The organism is Chryseobacterium sp. 2987 (assembly GCF_031456375.1).
GTDB lineage: Bacteria > Bacteroidota > Bacteroidia > Flavobacteriales > Weeksellaceae > Chryseobacterium > Chryseobacterium vaccae.
The window spans coordinates 511,162-528,978 of record NZ_JAVDUN010000003.1 but is presented as its reverse complement, the minus strand read 5'-3'; the positions used below and the strand labels follow the sequence as shown (position 1 = coordinate 528,978).

The window sequence follows — 17,817 nt, the reverse complement described above, 5'->3', positions numbered from 1 at the left end:
TAACTTTAATTAAATAAAAAAAGTCTAATTTAGCAGCATGTTAAAAAAGTTTTTCACAGCTGTAGGAGAATACATTATCCTGCTAGGTAAATCCTTACAGAAGCCTCAGAAAATGAGGGTTTTCTGGAAGCTGTTCATGAGAGAAATTAATGATCTCGGAGTCAATTCTTTTGGGCTTGTGATCTTCACTTCTATATTTGTGGGAGCAGTAGTTGCTATCCAGATGTTCAATAATTTTGATTCTTCTTCTTTCCCGATTCCGCCTTCCTTCGTGGGTTATGCTACGAAAGCAGTTTTGGTTCTGGAATTTTCGCCCACCATTATCAGTCTTATCCTGGCGGGTAAAGTAGGATCTTATATTGCATCCAGTATAGGAACCATGAGGGTTTCCGAGCAGATTGACGCATTGGACATTATGGGGGTGAATTCGCCCAACTTTCTGATACTTCCAAAAATTTTCGCCTGCGTTATTTTCAACCCTATTCTTATTGCCATCAGTATCGTATTCGGTATCGGTGGAGGCCATCTGGCAGGTATGCTTACCGGGAACTGGACTGAGAATGATTATATAGTAGGGATTCAGATGTATATGCCGAACTTATTCGTGTATTATGCATTTATCAAAACTACTGTATTTGCTTTTATCATTGCTACGGTCCCTTCCTATTTCGGGTATAACGTAAAAGGAGGATCACTGGAAGTAGGTAGAGCAAGCACCCAGGCGGTGGTATGGACAATGGTATTTATTATCATTTCCGAATTAATTTTAACCCAATTAATATTAAGCTGATGATTGAGGTAAAAGATCTTAAGAAGAGTTTTGGCGATGTTGAAGTACTTAAGGGAATTTCAACTTCTTTTGACAAAGGAAAGGTAAACCTGATCATCGGGCAGAGCGGCTCGGGAAAAACTGTTTTCCTGAAAAGTTTACTGAATGTATATCAGCCCTCATCAGGAGAAATTCTTTTTGATGGTACGGATATCAATACGATGACCAGAGACCAGAAACAGCATCTGCGTTCGGAAATCGGGACCGTATTTCAGGGCAGTGCACTTTTCGACTCGCTAACGGTGGAAGAGAATATCATGTTTCCGCTGGATATGTTTACAAACCTTACATTCCGGGAAAAAAAGAAAAGGGTTTTTGAAGTGATAGGCAGGGTACACCTTGATAAAGCGGGCAGAAAATTTCCGTCTGAGATTTCCGGGGGAATGCAGAAGCGTGTGGCCATTGCAAGAGCCATCGTGAACAACCCGAAATATCTGTTCTGTGATGAACCGAACTCGGGACTTGACCCCTACACCTCCAATATTATTGATGACCTTCTTCTCGAAATCACAAAGGAATACAACACCACAACCATCATCAATACCCACGATATGAATTCGGTAATGACAATTGGTGAAAAAATTGTATACCTGAGACTGGGAATTAAAGAATGGGAAGGAAATAAGGATGTTCTTATCACCGCAGGCAATAAAAATCTTATTGACTTCGTTTATTCTTCAGAACTGTTTAAAGAATTGAGAGAATATCTACTTGAAAATAATAAAACGATTGAAAATACAATCACAAAAATAGACGATAATGAAAAAGGTACTTAGTATAGCATTAATCGGGTTCTCTATGTTGGCTACTGCACAGATCTCACTGGCAGGTAAAGCCAACTTAATATTCCCAACAGGTTCTCCTTCATGGAAAAATATCAAGGGAACGGTAAATGATGCGATTGACGGAACAGGAAAAAACAATGCAGGTTTCAATGTAGGACTTTCATTAAAAGTAGGACTTCCAACTTCACTTTTTGTAATGCCGGAACTATATTATACTCACTTCAAAAATGAATTTACTACCGAGAATACTACTTTCGATGTAAAAAGCAACCGTATTGATATGCCGGTTCTTGTAGGATATAATGTATTAGGAAATATGCTGGGGGTTTTCGTAGGGCCAGTGGCAAGCTATAATTTGAGTACTGATAATACATACAATGATTTTAAAGAAAACGCCAAAAATAATTTTACAGTAGGTTACCAGTTCGGAGCCCAGCTGGAAATTAAAAAACTGATTGTGAATGCTAGATATGAAGGGGCTTTCAGTAAGGATGAGAGAAACTTCATCAATAAAGTTTCAGGATCAGAAATCAGATATGATAACAGGCCTAACCTATTTATGGTAGGTTTAGGATATAAGTTTTAAATCAATCGAAATAACAACTATAAAAAAGCCCTCTAAATCTTAGATTTGAGGGCTTTTATTCTGTTCCTGAAGTTCTGCTTCGCGTTTGGCAATCTCAGCCGCCTGTTTTTCCAATTCTTCTTTATCCTTCTGCAGCTGTTTAAATTCCTTTTTTTTCTGCTCAGCTTTAAGAGCACTTCCTTTACTCATATAACCTACCATTCCCCCAATGATCAGCCCGATTCCTACACCAGCCATCATTCCCATCATATGAGAGAGAGTAATTTTTTCAACGGTAAAATCCGTTGTCAGGTAAAAAAGCAGTGCTGAAACCGCAAGCAGTATAAGCCCGGTAATTGATAAGCTCTTCATAATATCGTGTTTAGTGGTTGTAGTAAAAAAGCCTTACTAATTTACGAAAAAATAAAATAAGGCTTTATACAAGATTAAAAATTCAAATTATATCTTTCCTCCGGCAGCTTTATAATATTCTAAAGCTTTCGGAAGGTTTTTATTGATATCGGATATTCTGGTTTCCGGATTCGGGTGGGTAGAAAGGAATTCCGGTTGTCTCGCTCCTGAAGAGGCTGCTTCCATTCTGTTCCAGAATGGTACTGCTTCTCTTGGGTCATATCCTGCCATAGACATCAGGTATAATCCCATCTGGTCTGCCTCAGATTCCTGGCTTCTTCCATATTTCAATAAGGCAACCTGTGATCCGATAGGATACGCCTTTTCAAAAATACTTGCCCACTGTGCATTGGAAATTGTACTTCCTAAAATAGCTCCTCCATACTGGGCCATCATCGCCTGAGAAATTCTTTCATTTCCGTGACCTGCCAACGCATGGGAAACCTCGTGTCCCATTACTACTGCAAGACCATTATCATTTTTTGTCACCGGCAGAATTCCTGTATATACGGCAACTTTCCCACCGGGCATACACCATGCATTCAGTTCATTACTCTGTAACAGATTGAATTCCCAGTTGTAATTCGCCAGATCTGCTGACCTTCCGATGTTCTGATAATATTTTTCCGCAGCACTTTTTATCCTGCTTCCAACACTCACTACTCTTTTAGCATCTGCGGTACCGGTGATGATCTTAGATTTAGACAATGTCGTTTTATATTCCTGTGCAGACATTGTTAATATTTCTGAATTATTGGCGATCTGTAACGAAGACCTTCCCGTAATCGGGTTGGTTGTACAAGCTGAAACTGTCAGAGCAATAGCTCCTATTCCTAATAGTTGTGTTATTTTCATTGTTCGAGTGGTTAATAATTCAACATTTACAATTTCTATTCCAAAATGGTGAAGAAGGAATATATTTGCATACATTTTGCTATTTAAAATTAACAATAATTATGGTTATGAAAAAGTATATTTCACTTATATTTATTTTTGGATTTCTATTTTTCTTTCAAAGCTGTTCTTCACAGGCTTCAGCAGATCCAAAAACAGTAGATGCTCTGGTAAATTCCCAGGATTTCACATTCCATGCACAGCGTGCCAACACCACCAGCTATGATGTGATCAGGATTATGAATTCCATGCCGAATTCCACTGCATCAAGAATGCTTGACCTGAACGGAAATTATACCATCGAAATGCATCAGAATACCATGGAGGTTGTTCTGCCTTATTTTGGAAGAACATTTAACACCACCTTCGGAAACCGCGATGGCAGCAGCTACAGATTTAGTTCCAAGGATTTTACAGTGCAGAAATCTCAAAATAAAAAAGGCACCTGGACTCTAAAAATCAAACCCAACGATGTTCAAAACGTAGATGAAATGTATATAGAAGTTTTTAAAAACGGAAAGACCTTTGTATCCATCAGAGGGAATGACAGACAGCCGATCACCTATGACGGTTATATTTCAAAAAATGAAGAAAATAAAAAGGAGGAAACTAAGCCCTAATCCTTTTTTGACAGAAACTTTTCAACAAATAACTTTGCTTCAGTACTTGGATTGGAAACCATTTCTGAAGCATTTTTTTTGTGCATAAGATAAGCTTCTTCTACAGAATCACTTTTTTTCATCAGGGCAAGAATATATTCCTGAACCCAATATTCAAATCTTTTTTCTGCCTGCTGTACACGAACCTCTTCAAAGCGGCCAGCTTTCTTTTTAAGGCTGATGAATTCATCAATTTTACCATAAACCTCATCAAGCCCCTCATTATTTAAAGCTGAACCAAGCAATACAGGAATTTTCCAGTTTTTTTCTTTTGGTGGAATAAAATCTAAGGCACGTTTCAGCTCCAGTCTTGTATTTTTGGCTTTCTGTAAGTTGTCCTGATCTACTTTATTAATGAAAATAAGATCTACCATTTCCATGATGCCGCGTTTGATTCCCTGAAGCTCATCTCCGCCGCCAATAATTTTGAGAAATAAAAATACATCTGTAATATCAGCAACTAAAACTTCGGACTGCCCTACTCCTACAGTTTCTATCAGAATATAATCATAGCCTGCTGCTTCGCAGATCATCATTGTTTCAAATGTTGTATTCGCAACACCTCCTAAAAAACCGGAACTTGGGGAAGGCCGGATAAATGCATTTTCTTCTCTGGCCAGTTCTTCCATTCTGGTTTTATCCCCTAAAATACTTCCCTTATTAATAGAAGAGCTGGGATCTATGGCCAGAACTGCTACTTTTTTGCCATTGGCAATAGCAAGCCTTCCAAAACTCTCAATAAATGTAGATTTTCCGGCACCGGGAACTCCGGTTATTCCTACGCGGACAGATTTTCCGGTAAAAGGCATTATACTCTTTAAAAGTTCTTCTGCCTGGGTTCTGTGTTCTGCTTTTTTACTTTCAACTAATGTAATCGCTTTTGCAATCAGGCGTTTATTTCCTGATCGTATTCCTTCTATTAGCTCTTCTGGTGAAAATTTCATTGATCCAAAATTAATAATTAAAACTGAATAGTCAATAATATAAAGGCATAACAAAAGAATCCTTTCTGTTATTAATTTTTATTTCTTCTAAATTAAAACTACTGTAAATCTACCCAACGGGAAAGGGAAATTCCTACATTTGTTATTAATCAAATATAAGAAACATGAAAAAAATAGCCGCTGGCACATTACTTACCGGAATTTTATTAGCATCCTGTACACCAAAAGCTTCTACCGCATCTCCTGCGGGACCTGCTGTTTCTACGGCTGAACAGATGGCACAAGGGAAAGTAATTTTTGAAAATTCGTGCGGAAAATGTCATAAATTACCAGATCCTACGGCTCATACATCTGTACAATGGGTAGGCATCATGAACTCTATGGCACCGAAAGCTAAACTGAATGACGAGCAGCACCAGTGGGTTTATGATTATATTGTTTCTGTGAAAAAATAAGCATCATCAACAAAAATAAGGGATATGAAAAAATTAATTTTAAGTATGGCTGCCGGTTCTGCATTTCTTGTATCATGCGGACCTAAAAGCACGGCTGTAACAGGCCCGAAGTATACGGCATCTGAACAGCTTGTTCAGGGTAAAACGATTTTTGAAAATTCATGTGCCAAGTGTCACAAACTTCCTGATCCTGCCAAACATGATGATCAGGGCTGGATAAAAACGTTAAGCAGAATGGCTCCAAAGGCCAAATTAAATGACGAACAGCACCAGATGGTTTATGATTATCTGATCTCTGTAAATAAAAAATAAGCTTTCTTTCGAAAGCTTATTTTATTTCAGTGCTATCCCTAAGCCCGGTTTTCCGGAGAGTATAATCGTTCCGTTTTCCACATGATTTCCGGAGGCATAATCATTGGAAATCAGACTGGCTCCGTCCAGGTCTGCAAAATCGGTGAGTCCTGCCAGAGCACAACCGGCAGAGATTCCAACGGTAGATTCTGTCATGCATCCTATCATTATTTTATACCCCAGTTCTTTTCCTTTTCTGATCATTTCCAGAGCCGGAGTAAGTCCTCCGCATTTCATCAGCTTAATATTGATGCTTTTATAATAGGGGATCAATTTTTCCAGAGAATCTATATTCCGGCAGTCCTCATCCGCCATCCAATTGGCAAAGCCCTCTTTTTTTAAAACAGCATACTGATCAACCGGTCGTGGCTGTTCTATATAGGTAAATTTCTGTATTTCTGAGTTTTGCTGAAGCCAGATACAATCTTCTTCCGTAAAACTCGCATTGGAATCTAAGGCAATATTCCGGTTAAGCTCCAGCAATTTTCTGATATGATCTTTATTCAATCCTTTGCATTTCACTTTAAATTTGTTCCAACTACTTTCTTCCATTCTCCGGATCTGATCTTCACTATTTCCTACTGAAATCGTAATAGAGCTTTCTGCAAGGTTTTCAGACGGGAGCCTGTTCAATTCAATAAAACTTTTATTTTCAAGCTTTCCGAATAGATCCCAATAAGCACAGTCTAATGCTGACAACAGAAACGGATGCAGATTCATTGCAGAAATAGTTCTGAAAAATTCTTCCGGATGAACAATTGACTGCCTTTCCAGCAAAGGCTGAATTTCTTTTAATTTTAAAACAAAATCCTGAAGGTTAATCTGATAATAATCTATGCCTACACATTCTCCATATCCTTTGAAATTCAGGCAGGATAATTCTATGAGCAAAGCTTCTCTCCGGTCATAGTTTCCGTAAGCGATGGAAAATGTTTCTTTCAGCAGAAGCTGTCTGATATCGAAATTGACTGTTATTTTCATCATTTTAAGTTATGGCAGAAATAAGATTTTAGAGTGTTTCATCTATTAAAACTACAAAAAAGGAGACTTATTTTTTCTTTTTTTTACTTTTTGGCATTTTACTTTTGATAAATTTTTCTTTCTCCTTCAGCTTATCTGTCATATTTTGGGAAAGACTGGTTTTCCTTGCTTCTTTAAGAGATTGTAGCGCTTTTTTAAAGTCTCCTTTTTTCTCAAACAAAAGCGATTGGGAACTGAAAAGGTCTGTCTTATCAATTCCTTTAAGTTTTAAAGCAAATTCTATTAATTTTTCTGCCTGATCATAGTCTTCATTATTCAAGAGACAGCTGATATAATATTTGGGGATGTTGATATTGCCGATATTATTCTGTAAAGCTTCTTCAAAATAAGCTTTTGCCGTTTCATAATCTTTCAACACTTCAGAATATATTCTTCCCATCAGACAAAGACTGTCGGCATCCTGCGGATCATAAGCCAGGGCATAGTTTAATGCTTCCAGACAGTCTGCGAGGTAGTAAGGATAGTTGTCTACCGCTTCAAAGTAGTATTTATTTTTAGTTAAGGTCATTGTTGTAGTTTTTAAGTTCTTTTTTCAGAACATTTCTTTGTTTTTTGAAAGACTTGTCCTCTTTGTTCTTTTTAAAATCAGTTCCGGTAAAGGTTCGTACCGGATTTCCTCTCTGTACCTGCAGATGGTTATTCCAGGTATCCTGCATCCGTTTTTCCAGCTGGCGGATGTAAAGTCCTGCGACTCTCTCTTTCAGTCTTGACACAGCCAGCTTTTTATTCTCCAGCTGCGAGCGTGAGTCCTGTGCGAATACACTTTCTCCGGTAGGTGTATGAACGGCGCGGACCGCTGTGTTTACCTTGTTCACATTCTGGCCGCCGCTTCCTTGGCTTCTCGTGGTCTGGAACTGTATATCTTTTTCATTGAAATTTATTTTTTCCAGTCCTTCCAGCTCAAAGATTCCGATAAACCAGTTGCTTCGTTTATGAAGTTTTCTGAACGTACTTTTACCGGTCCAGCATATACTTCCCAGCCAGCTTTTCAAGAATCCGGTAATGTCTTTTCCCTTTAAAAGGATGGTTACCGATTTCAGGGTAAGGTTTTCATCCCCACTCTCGCGGTGGATGATTTCATAATCTATTTTGTTGTCTTTAACTTCCTCAAGGAAGACCTTCAGAATTTTCGCAGTTACCCACTGGCATTCCAAAGGCCCTCTTCCTGAGGTGATCTGAATTAATTTTTCCATTATTACTTTGGTATTTTGCTTAATAAGGGATGACCAACCGGATCCGTTCCCTTTTGTAATAGTTCTTTTGCAGCCATTACTGCCCAGCATTTATCACTTGAATGAATGTTTCTGTAGAATGAAAGTAAAACATCAGGCTTCACAACCGCAAATCCATTGGTTTCTATGGTTTCAAGATCATTTCTTTCAAAAAAATCGATGGTGATCCTGTGAAATTGATCACTTTCCAATTCTACTGTTTTTTCATACCTCCGGAAATTTTCTTTACTCGGCAAATGATCGTAGCGGGTCCAGACTTTCTGAAAGCCGTTCTGCTGAAGGATCATTACTACTTCTGCTACATTTTCCTTTATTACAAAAACATCAATGTCCTTGTGGCCATGTGCATGTTTATATTCCGGATGTCCTGTTTCTGACATGAAATGCCATGCTCAGCCTCCTGATATAATAACTTTATTTTTTAATTTTTCTAAAATTTCAAGCCCCAGACGGATTCTGAATTCCGGCCAGACCTCTCCATACCTTTTTATGTTATGTGGTGCTCCCATTTTTTTGTTTTTTGAGATTAAAATTGAAGGTTATACAGTTCTGTTGATCTGTTATTTTCAGAACTTATATAAACCTTATAGGTTTTTGAAACCTATAAGGTTGTGGCTGCAAACTATCTTTCTGCAAAATTTTCTCAACTGATTACTGTAAACAATTAATCCAATTTATTTATCCATTCTCACGATTCTCGGCTGGAATGTTCCCAGGATTTCTACCAGATCACTCTGTGCATTCATCACGTCATGAATATCTTTGTAGGCCATTGGAGCTTCTTCCGTATTTCCGCCCATCAGAGTGACTTTCTTTAATTTCAGTTCTTTTTTGATGTCATTCTGCGTGAATAAACTTCTGCATTCTGCTCTTGAATGGGCTCTTCCAGCTCCATGTGAAGCTGAATTCAATGCCTCCGGGTTTCCTTTACCACGAACGATGAATCCCTTAGCTGTCATAGATCCGGGAATCATTCCCAGCTCATTTTCACTGGCCGGAGTGGCTCCTTTTCTATGAACAATGACTTCTTTTCCGTTGTGAATCTCTTTCCATGCAAAATTGTGATGGTTTTCGATGCGGGCTTTTACTCTTCCTCCCACTGCTTTTACCAGTCTTCTGTGAATATCATCATGGCAGGCAGAGGCATAGTCTCCGGCCAGATTCATTGCTGTCCAGTATTCCAGTCCCAGATGGGTGTTCAGGTCAAGCCAGGCAAACTGCTGGGCTTCTTTCGGAAGCGGGCACTGCTCTACGGCTACTCTTGAATAGTATTGAGCAATTTCTGCTCCCAGTCCTCTTGATCCGCTGTGCGAAAGGATTCCCAGATATTTACCTTTGGGAAGGCCAATCTGTTCGTCTTCTTCTGTGATTTCCACTTCACCGAATTCTACGAAGTGATTTCCTCCGCCGGAAGATCCCATCTGTTTGATGGCTTTTCCTTTTAATCTTCTCAGAATAGGGATCAGATCAAAAGTATCCCTCTCGAAAATTTCATGTTCTGCATGAGATTTGTGGGTCTCATACATACCAAATTTGGTATGTTCGGCCAGCGCTTTTTCATATTTTTCTCTGGCACCGTCAAGATATGAAACCGGGGTATCCAGAATACTCAGACACATTCTACATCCTATATCCATACCTACTCCATAGGGGATCACCGCGTTTTCCACAGCCAATACACCTCCTATCGGAAGACCGTAACCGCTATGCGCATCAGGCATCAGCGCTCCCTGTACCGATACCGGCAGCTTTAAAGCCGTATACAGCTGATTTTTGGCTTCTTCAGAAATATTATTTCCAAAGATCTGAAAAGAGGCACGCTGAGTATTCAACATTCTTTTTTCAGTTTTCTTTGAAGACAGCAGGGATTCCGCGATCTGTCCGAAGGTTAAGTCTTTTTCATAATTCTCCGGATTGAGCAGAATTTCCTTTAAAAGAGATTTCACATAATGAATATTTTTAGTAGCAAAATTTCTTTTCATTACCTCCAAAGCCACGTTGATACTTTGATTGTTCGGATAGCCCAGTTTTAATATATCTTTTCCTTTTAGTTTTAAATTTCCCATTGTTTTTGTTTTAAATAATAGCGGACTTAAATGTCCAGAAAGCTATCTGCAATTTCTGTTGCAGACATTGTGCAGGCAACATATTTCCTGCGTTTGATAAGATCTGTTTTATACTTCATTTCCCAGCTGTAGGATCTGCCATAAATGGTTTTATGAATGATTCCTTTCACTTTATGTTGCCCTAAATACGACTCCAGTTCTGCACATTCTTTTTCAAGTTGTGCATCTATTGGCTTGTAGTGGGTAATCATATGAGGTCTTACTCTCAGGGTAAACCTCCAGGGTTCAATGAATTCGTAGTAAATCTGGTTTGATTTCCGGAAAGGACAGTATTCTTCTTTTTTCAGGAAATACTGCTTTTCTCTTGGGGTAAGCCCAAATTTCGGACTGATCCAGGAATATGAAGAAATACGGTTGAGTTTCTGCTCCCGTTCCACATATATTCTCCGCCCTGATTTTCTTTTCTTTTTCAAAAACTGGCGGCTTCCGGAATACATATAGGTATTTATTTTCTTCAGAATCCCTTCGAAGAATGCTTCGTCTTTGCTTCTCATCACATCATCCCTTACCACAAAGAATCTTACAAATCCTAATTGGTAGGGTTCATCCAGAGGAATCATCGGCATATTTCTTCTTATCTCCCAGAGTTCATCACTACGTTTATATTTTTTTCTTATCTGTTTTTCTACATCTTTTTTAATTGTTCTTTTTCTGTTTCTTACGCTTCTTAGGCGGTGAAACAGAAGGTTATCATTTTCCATTTAATAGAGAGATCAGAGGTGAAGTATCAAAACTTTATTTCTGATACATCACATGCATTCTTAATCAACTAAAATTTCAGTTGACGGGTTTGACAATGACGGACTAATGATTCTGAACATGAAAAGTTCAGGCATTTTATCCTGTAATGACACTAAAAAAGATTCCGGGAAAACTTCTGAGTTTGAAATATTGCGCAATAAAAAACCCGAAATCTTGGCGACTTCGGGTTTTGATATTTCGTTATACTATTATTCTAAGAGTGTACCAAACCACGAAGCCTTTCCGCCATAAGCGGTAATCCAGCTGTAGAATTCTGATTCGTTTTGAACATTGCTTCGTTGTTTTTAATGGGTTAAACTTGATTTTCAGGTGCAAATATATAAATTTTTCTGATCTTTCAAATATTTTTTTCACTTAAGGTGAATAATGCTGAGAAAAATGGCATCAATTACCTTTGTCATTCTATTGATATCAAGCGTTTCCAGGGTATCTGTAGTCTGGTGATAATTTTTGTTCCTGAAAAATGAGGTATCGGTGATCATGAGAGCGGGAAAATCAAATTTCCAATAGTTCAGATGATCAGAAAAATCTACTCCCTTTACAAATCCAGGAGCTGGAAAAGTTTCTGTTTTTATCTGGTTTGAATCTTTAAAATGATCTATAAAGTTTCTTACAAATGGCTCTGCCCCGCTGAACTTTTTAACAAGTGTAATGAAATCTCCTTTATTTCCGTAAATCCATGAGAGCGCACCAACTGGGAAATCCTGAGATCCTTTTTCATCTTTAAAATAGCCGATCATTTCCACGCTTGCCATACCATAAACATCAATTTTATTATCCTTCAGGTATTTTGCGTGAATATAGCTTCCCATATTTTCGGTTCTGAAATAAGGAGGTTCTTCCAGCGTATAGGCAACCAGATCTATCCGGTAATCCAGCTTTTGTCCTTTAAGCATTCTGGAAAGTTCCAGAAGTGCAGTGACTCCGGTAGCGTTATCATCCGCTCCCTGCTGATCTCCACAGACGTCATAATGGGCGCCTATGATGATTCTTTTGCTATTTTCTGTCCCAAAAGAACAGATTACATTTTTATAGACCTTTCCATCTACCTGATACTCCTGAAACACTGTACTGTCACTGTAAGTTTCAAAAGTCTGATGGATATAATCAGCCACAGCATTCAGCTGATCAATATTTTTATGATTCCGGAATTCCTGGGTTTGGGTAAGTGCTGTTAAATGTTTTTTAACCTGTTCTGTGTCTGCAGGAACCGGGGATTTTTTTACAGTTTTATCTTCTTTACCTGAGATAAACAATAAAATTCCTGCAAAAAATAAGCCTACGAAGAGAATCAGCTTTTTCTTCGCAGGCTTTATTATATTTTTAAAACCCATAAGGTGATGCTTTTAATTTCTTTACGGAAATTAAAGATTTTCGGTTTAATTTTCCAAAAATCTCTCTAAGATTTCTACAGCACATTTAGGAAGATTGGTTCCGGGGCCGAAAATAAAGTCGGCTCCGTTCGCATAAAGGAATTCATAATCCTGCTGTGGAATTACACCTCCCACAACGATTGTGACATCGTCTGCACCTAGTTTTTTTAATTCTCCTACTACTTGGGGAACCAGTGTTTTGTGCCCTGCAGCCAATGAAGATACACCCAGGATGTGGATGTCATTTTCTACGGCTTGCTTTGCCACCTCTTCTGGGGTTTGGAAAAGTGGTGCCACATCTACGTCAAATCCCATATCTGCAAATGCTGTTGCCACAACTTTGGCGCCTCTGTCGTGACCATCTTGTCCCATTTTAGCCACCATAATTCTTGGGCGGCGTCCTTCTTCTTCTTCAAATTTTTGGGTAAGATGAAGGGCTTTTTCAAAGTATTCATTTTTTCCGGCATTCATGGCATAAACTCCAGAGATTGTTTTAATATTAGCTTTATATCTTCCAAAAGTTTCTTCCATGGCATCACTCATTTCGCCAAGGCTAACTCTTCTTCTTGCCGCTTCGATACACAATGCCAGAAGGTTTCCTTTTCCTGTTTTCGCGCTTTCGCGGATTTCGTTCAGGATCTGTTCTACAGCTTCAGCATTTCTTTCTGCTTTTATTTTTTCTAGTCTTTCGATCTGCTTCCTTCTTACTTCAGTATTATCAATGTCCAAAATTTCAATATCATCCTGTTTTAGGGCTGTTCTGAATGAGTTTACTCCGATGATGAATTCTTCACCACTGTCTATTTTTGCCTGTTTTCTGGCCGCAGCTTCTTCAATTCTCATTTTTGGAATTCCGGCTTCGATGGCTTTGGTCATTCCGCCCTCCTGCTCTACCTCATCAATGTATTTCATGGCTTCTTCAATCATCTGCTGGGTAAGGTTTTCTACCAACCCGCTTCCGCCCATAGGGTCTACCACATCACAGATTCCGCTTTCCTGCTGAAGAATGATCTGGGTATTTCTGGCGATCTTTGCAGAATAATCTGTCGGAAGGGCAATAGCCTCATCCAGAGCATTCGTATGCAGAGATTGTGTTCCTCCCAAGGCAGAAGATAACGCTTCAATAGCTGTTCTCGTGATATTGTTAAAGGGTTCCTGTTCTGTAAGTGACCATCCTGAAGTCTGAGAATGGGTTCTTAATGCCAGTGACTTCGGGTTCTGCGGATTGAACTGCTTTAAAAGGGTGGCCCAGATATATCTTGCCGCACGCATCTTTGCAATTTCCATAAAGTGATTCATCCCAATAGCCCAAAAGAATGAGAGTCTTGGTGCGAAATCGTCTACATTCATTCCTGCCTTGATTCCGGTTCTTACGTATTCAAGACCATCTGCAAGGGTGTACGCCATTTCCAGCACCGGAGTAGCTCCCGCTTCCTGCATGTGGTATCCTGAAATGGAAATAGAGTTGAATTTCGGAATGTTCTGTGAAGTATATTCGAAAATATCTGCAATAATTTTCATGGAAGGTGCAGGCGGATAGATATAGGTATTTCTTACCATGAATTCTTTCAGGATATCGTTCTGGATGGTTCCTGAAAGCAGCTCCTGCTTCACGCCCTGTTCTTCTGCCGCTACGATATAAAATGACAAAATAGGAAGTACGGCTCCGTTCATCGTCATAGATACAGAAATCTGATCTAGCGGAATTTCGTTGAACAGAATCTTCATATCTTCTACAGAATCGATGGCTACCCCTGCTTTTCCTACGTCTCCAACCACTCTTGAATGGTCAGAATCATATCCTCTGTGGGTGGCAAGGTCAAAAGCTACGGAAAGACCTTTTTGCCCTGCGGCAAGGTTTCTTCGGTAAAATGCGTTGGATTCTTCGGCAGTAGAGAATCCCGCATATTGTCTGATGGTCCAGGGTTTCTGTACATACATGGTGGAATACGGCCCTCTAAGGTAAGGTGCAATTCCCGGAGAGGTCTGCGTTAATGTTTTATTTTTAACATCTTCCTGGGTATAGGATGATTTTAATTCCAGCCCGTCTTTTTCAAAACTGTAGATTTCTCTTTCCTGAGGAGCTACATTAAAGTCAGGTTTTTTCACAGAAATTGTCTTTCGCATTCCAATAATTTTTGTCTCTGTAAAGTTAATTTTTTTGGATGAAACATGAAACTTATGTTAACGCTCTGTTTTTCTGATTTTTAACATAAAAAAGACCGGACTAAATGCCCGGTCTGTAGTATTGATATACGATCTGATTATTTTTTGATCAGTTTCGTGTTGTATGTATTTTTATCGTCTTTGATTGTGATGACATACATTCCTTTGATGAGTGATGCTACATTGATTCTCTGACCATCTATAGCTCCTTCCTGAACCAATCTTCCGTCTGCACTATAGATCTTATAATCTGCTTTTCCTTTCAAGTTTTTAACTTCTACGAAAGTATCTGCAGGGTTAGGATAAATAGAGATTTCTGATGCTTTTGGATTGTTAGTCTCATCTACAGCTAATCCGCTGGTGATCTTAACCGGGAAGTCTCTGAATGATCCTCTGGAAAGCACTCCAGGTCCTGATGGAACAGAAGGGCTTCCACATGCGTTAGGAACCGCATTGAAGAAACTGCTGGCTACTCTCATTCTTAGAAGTTTATTTCCTGAGTAAGCATCTGCCGGTACAGTAAATGCAAATGATCCTATATGGTATCCGTTGTTGTTAGGAAGAGCACTTCTTGAAGCAATCATCTCTGAAGATTCAAAAACTCCGTTCCTGTTAAAGTCAATCCACACCTGGAATCTGTCATTATACTGAGGCCCTCTATTAGCATAATTTGCATAGGCTAAAGTATATTGTGTTCCTTTTATTAGGTTAATAACCTTACTTGGGTTTTCTGTATAATCTACATAAGTTCTTGCAATACTAACAGGATCATTCCCTTCTAAATGCTCCAGATTAGATAGATTTAACTGTAACAGAGCACTGTAATATGGGCTAAGTGCATTGTTACCTCCGGTTGTAATCAGACAGTAATCTACTCCTGTTTTATATCCTTTTGTTTTAAAGGCATGGTTTGGAGAGAATGTTCCTGTCACACTGTTTACAATAGCAGCTACCTGCGTCTCATAATTTGTTTCATCTTCAAGAGTATTTAATACTACAGAATTTGTCGGACTTGTTGCATTAGACCAAGCAGTAGTACCTACTTTTCTATAGTTAATAGAATACGTTGCTCCCGGTACATTATTCCAGGAAACTCTGGCTGTTGTTTTGAAAATTTCTGTATCTATTGTAGAAACTCCTGTAGGTGCATTTGTAGTAGAAGTAGGTGCAGTACCAATAGTGACTGCTGGAGATACAGCATAGAATATATTGTTTATGGCAGATATTCTTAATTTAACAGCTCCGTTTATAGTACTTGGCATCTGTACTGCATAGCTTCCCGTATTTGGAGTAGAAGCTACTAGATCTGTCCATGTATTCCCATTATCGGTTGTATAATCTATCTTTACATTAGCTACATTATAAGGAGCAGCATTTGTGTTGGCTACATCCCAATAGATTGTATTGGAAACATTATTATATAAAACAGAAGCAGAAGTAAGGCCATTGAATTTAAATGGTCCGTCGTTACCTACTGTAATGGTAACTTCGGCAGAAGAATGCATTGGTTTAATATTTCCATCTCTTACTGTTACAGCATATTTAAGAGTTCTAGGAATATAGGAAACGGTTTCCCAATTTACCTTATCCGTCAATACTCCGTCCATTACGCTTGAAAGTCTAGGGAAGTATCTTCTTCCACTTGCTGTACCCGGAACAGATCTTGATATAGCTCCTATTGAGTTATATCCCCAACCACTGTCTCCTGATATAGAGTTGGTATCTCCTACACTGTCATTTTGCTCCCAGGTATAGTTTAACGGGTCTGTATCAACTGCTGAAGCCTCCACAAAGTAAGCCGTTCCTTTAGGGATGCTATATGGTGTAAGAGCAGCCAGTGCAGGTGGAGTATTTCCCTGAATATTTTCAACGGTACCACATGTCGTTTTACCTTCCAAGTTGGTCATGATCTGATCAATGGACTTGTAATGGAAATAGGCATCTGAATGAGGCTGAAGATTATCCTGTGTAATTCCTGCATATCCCATAATTGTCGTTCCTCCTCCTGGTTCAACATTGGCCCCTGAGCTTTCAGTACTGTTTGAGTAGGTATGGTTTCCTCCCAACTGATGCCCCATTTCATGAGCAACATAATCTATATCAAAATTATCTCCGCTTGGCGGGCCATCTGCCGGAGAAGTGTAAGCTGATCCTTTTCCTGTAGGAACAGCGGAAGTAGGGCTTACACACACACATCCGATACATCCGGCATTACCTCCACCTCCTGTGGCACCAAACAAATGTCCGATGTCATAGCCAGCATTGGTTACTTGTTGTGTTAAAGTATTCTGAAGTTCTATATTCCAGTTACCCATTTCATCAGCATCTGAATATGGATCATTGGCTACATCATTAAAAATAAGCCCGGGAATATCAAGAACAAGCAGCTTAATACCAAAATCTTTTTCAAAAACCCCATTCACACGTCCCATTGTGTTATTGATCTGAGTAATAGCTTGCGGAACTCCTCCAAAATGAGCCGTATATTCACTGGTAACTGAGATCGCCAGTCTATACGTTCTATATTTTGTGCTTGAAGGCCTGTTAGTAATACCTACATTAGAAAGATTTTTTTTTCCGTGTTGTTCTAATGCATTTATATCTAGTATATTCTTTTCACCGGTAGAACATTCAAATCCGTGTTCTCCTGCTGTTTTTTTTGTCTTATAAAAAACACCGTATGTCTGCTTATCTTTTGATATTGGTTCAATGAACTGAAAAACCCCATCTTTGATAATCATAGACTGCATTTCTGTAGGTGCTGTAGTGAATCGTAAGTATTTAGATGGATCATCTACTCCTACTCCTACATATGAACCTAGCTGGTATCTGTCTGCCATAGATTTCTCCATAACCGGATCACTATATACGGCAAATTTCTCCATCTTTCCTTCTGCTGTGGGTAAAGAAATAATAACCGGAGCAGCTCCTTTTCCTGTCTCTACAGCATCTTTCAGAATATTTCTAAGAGACTGTAAATCTACTCTGTACGAGTATTTAACATCTACCTCCTTTCTGATCTCAGAGGTCTTTTGCGAGGCGGGCGACCATCTCTGCGCATTAAAGCTGGCGACACCAGCAGCTAATGCACAAACTAGTAGAATTCTTTTTTTCATAACTTTTCTAACTGAATAGAATTAATAATTTTTAAATATCCAGAACAAAATTAGCGAATACCCTTAATATAGAATCAAAAAAAAGTGGATAATTTCAATAAAATCATC

The 17,817-nt window shown here is 38.9% G+C and carries 18 protein-coding genes; 6 read left to right on the top strand and 12 right to left on the bottom strand.

The window, feature by feature from the left end; all coding sequences use genetic code 11:
- Window positions 1-37 precede the first annotated feature (37 nt).
- The 3 genes from J2Y40_RS12045 to J2Y40_RS12035 are packed head-to-tail and all read left to right on the top strand — an operon-like array spanning window position 38 to window position 2,200.
- On the top strand, window positions 38-790 hold the full coding sequence (locus tag J2Y40_RS12045; RefSeq protein ID WP_153396412.1) for an ABC transporter permease: 753 nt from the start codon (window positions 38-40) through the stop codon (window positions 788-790).
- On the top strand, window positions 790-1,605 hold the full coding sequence (locus J2Y40_RS12040; protein WP_034726904.1) for an ABC transporter ATP-binding protein: 816 nt from the start codon (window positions 790-792) through the stop codon (window positions 1,603-1,605). The genes J2Y40_RS12045 and J2Y40_RS12040 overlap by 1 nt, the downstream gene beginning before the upstream one ends.
- Window positions 1,589-2,200: an outer membrane beta-barrel protein gene (locus tag J2Y40_RS12035; protein WP_153396414.1), complete on the top strand. Its 612-nt coding sequence runs from the start codon at window positions 1,589-1,591 to the stop codon at window positions 2,198-2,200. Before J2Y40_RS12040 ends, J2Y40_RS12035 begins: the two co-directional genes overlap by 17 nt.
- A gap of 39 nt (window positions 2,201-2,239) precedes the next feature.
- Here J2Y40_RS12035 and J2Y40_RS12030 read toward each other — a convergent pair whose 3' ends face one another.
- Together J2Y40_RS12030 and J2Y40_RS12025 are read right to left on the bottom strand one after the other, a co-directional pair.
- Entirely contained in the window at window positions 2,240-2,551 is a 312-nt protein-coding gene (locus J2Y40_RS12030; protein WP_153396416.1) for a hypothetical protein, read from the bottom strand.
- Between the two features lie 87 nt (window positions 2,552-2,638).
- Window positions 2,639-3,445 (bottom strand): M48 family metallopeptidase, encoded by an 807-nt coding sequence (locus J2Y40_RS12025; protein ID WP_153396418.1) that lies wholly within the window; start codon window positions 3,443-3,445, stop codon window positions 2,639-2,641.
- Window positions 3,446-3,552: 107 nt separating this feature from the next.
- Between J2Y40_RS12025 and J2Y40_RS12020 the strand changes: the two genes are divergently transcribed.
- Complete coding sequence (locus tag J2Y40_RS12020; RefSeq protein ID WP_153396420.1) at window positions 3,553-4,104, top strand: DUF4251 domain-containing protein; 552 nt, start codon at window positions 3,553-3,555, stop codon at window positions 4,102-4,104.
- Here the strand turns inward: J2Y40_RS12020 and meaB are convergent.
- A complete protein-coding gene (gene meaB / locus J2Y40_RS12015; protein ID WP_309999152.1) occupies window positions 4,101-5,087 on the bottom strand; it encodes a methylmalonyl Co-A mutase-associated GTPase MeaB in 987 nt (328 codons plus the stop codon). The genes J2Y40_RS12020 and meaB overlap by 4 nt on opposite strands.
- A 164-nt stretch (window positions 5,088-5,251) precedes the next feature.
- Here meaB and J2Y40_RS12010 point away from each other — a divergent pair, with 164 nt between their 5' ends.
- Window positions 5,252-5,542 (top strand): cytochrome C, encoded by a 291-nt coding sequence (locus J2Y40_RS12010; RefSeq protein WP_153396424.1) that lies wholly within the window; start codon window positions 5,252-5,254, stop codon window positions 5,540-5,542.
- A gap of 24 nt (window positions 5,543-5,566) precedes the next feature.
- A complete protein-coding gene (locus J2Y40_RS12005) occupies window positions 5,567-5,854 on the top strand; it encodes a cytochrome C (RefSeq protein WP_153396426.1) in 288 nt (95 codons plus the stop codon).
- Between the two features lie 21 nt (window positions 5,855-5,875).
- On the opposite strand, the gene J2Y40_RS12000 is transcribed toward J2Y40_RS12005, so the two are convergent.
- The 9 genes from J2Y40_RS12000 to J2Y40_RS11960 all read right to left on the bottom strand — a co-directional run bounded on the left by J2Y40_RS12000 (window position 5,876) and on the right by J2Y40_RS11960 (window position 17,709).
- The gene (locus J2Y40_RS12000) at window positions 5,876-6,877 is read right to left on the bottom strand and encodes an enolase C-terminal domain-like protein (RefSeq protein WP_309999150.1); all 1,002 of its coding nucleotides are present in this window, start codon (window positions 6,875-6,877) and stop codon (window positions 5,876-5,878) included.
- 64 nt (window positions 6,878-6,941) lie between these two features.
- Window positions 6,942-7,442 carry a tetratricopeptide repeat protein gene (locus tag J2Y40_RS11995; RefSeq protein ID WP_153396428.1) on the bottom strand — a complete coding sequence of 167 codons (501 nt, stop codon included), beginning with the start codon at window positions 7,440-7,442 and terminating at the stop codon, window positions 6,942-6,944.
- The gene (prfH, locus tag J2Y40_RS11990; protein ID WP_153396430.1) at window positions 7,429-8,127 is read right to left on the bottom strand and encodes a peptide chain release factor H; all 699 of its coding nucleotides are present in this window, start codon (window positions 8,125-8,127) and stop codon (window positions 7,429-7,431) included. Before prfH ends, J2Y40_RS11995 begins: the two co-directional genes overlap by 14 nt.
- A gap of 2 nt (window positions 8,128-8,129) precedes the next feature.
- Window positions 8,130-8,546, bottom strand: coding sequence for a hypothetical protein (locus J2Y40_RS11985; protein ID WP_309999147.1), 417 nt, complete (start codon window positions 8,544-8,546; stop codon window positions 8,130-8,132).
- A gap of 294 nt (window positions 8,547-8,840) precedes the next feature.
- Entirely contained in the window at window positions 8,841-10,232 is a 1,392-nt protein-coding gene (locus J2Y40_RS11980; RefSeq protein ID WP_309999145.1) for an RtcB family protein, read from the bottom strand.
- Window positions 10,233-10,258: 26 nt separating this feature from the next.
- Entirely contained in the window at window positions 10,259-10,993 is a 735-nt protein-coding gene (locus tag J2Y40_RS11975; protein ID WP_309999143.1) for a hypothetical protein, read from the bottom strand.
- 411 nt (window positions 10,994-11,404) lie between these two features.
- The gene (locus tag J2Y40_RS11970; RefSeq protein WP_309999141.1) at window positions 11,405-12,388 is read right to left on the bottom strand and encodes a M28 family peptidase; all 984 of its coding nucleotides are present in this window, start codon (window positions 12,386-12,388) and stop codon (window positions 11,405-11,407) included.
- A 45-nt stretch (window positions 12,389-12,433) separates the two neighbouring features.
- Window positions 12,434-14,554, bottom strand: coding sequence for a methylmalonyl-CoA mutase (scpA, locus tag J2Y40_RS11965; protein ID WP_153396440.1), 2,121 nt, complete (start codon window positions 14,552-14,554; stop codon window positions 12,434-12,436).
- Window positions 14,555-14,691: 137 nt separating this feature from the next.
- Window positions 14,692-17,709, bottom strand: coding sequence for a reprolysin-like metallopeptidase (locus tag J2Y40_RS11960; protein WP_153396442.1), 3,018 nt, complete (start codon window positions 17,707-17,709; stop codon window positions 14,692-14,694).
- Between the last annotated feature and the right edge of the window lie 108 nt (window positions 17,710-17,817).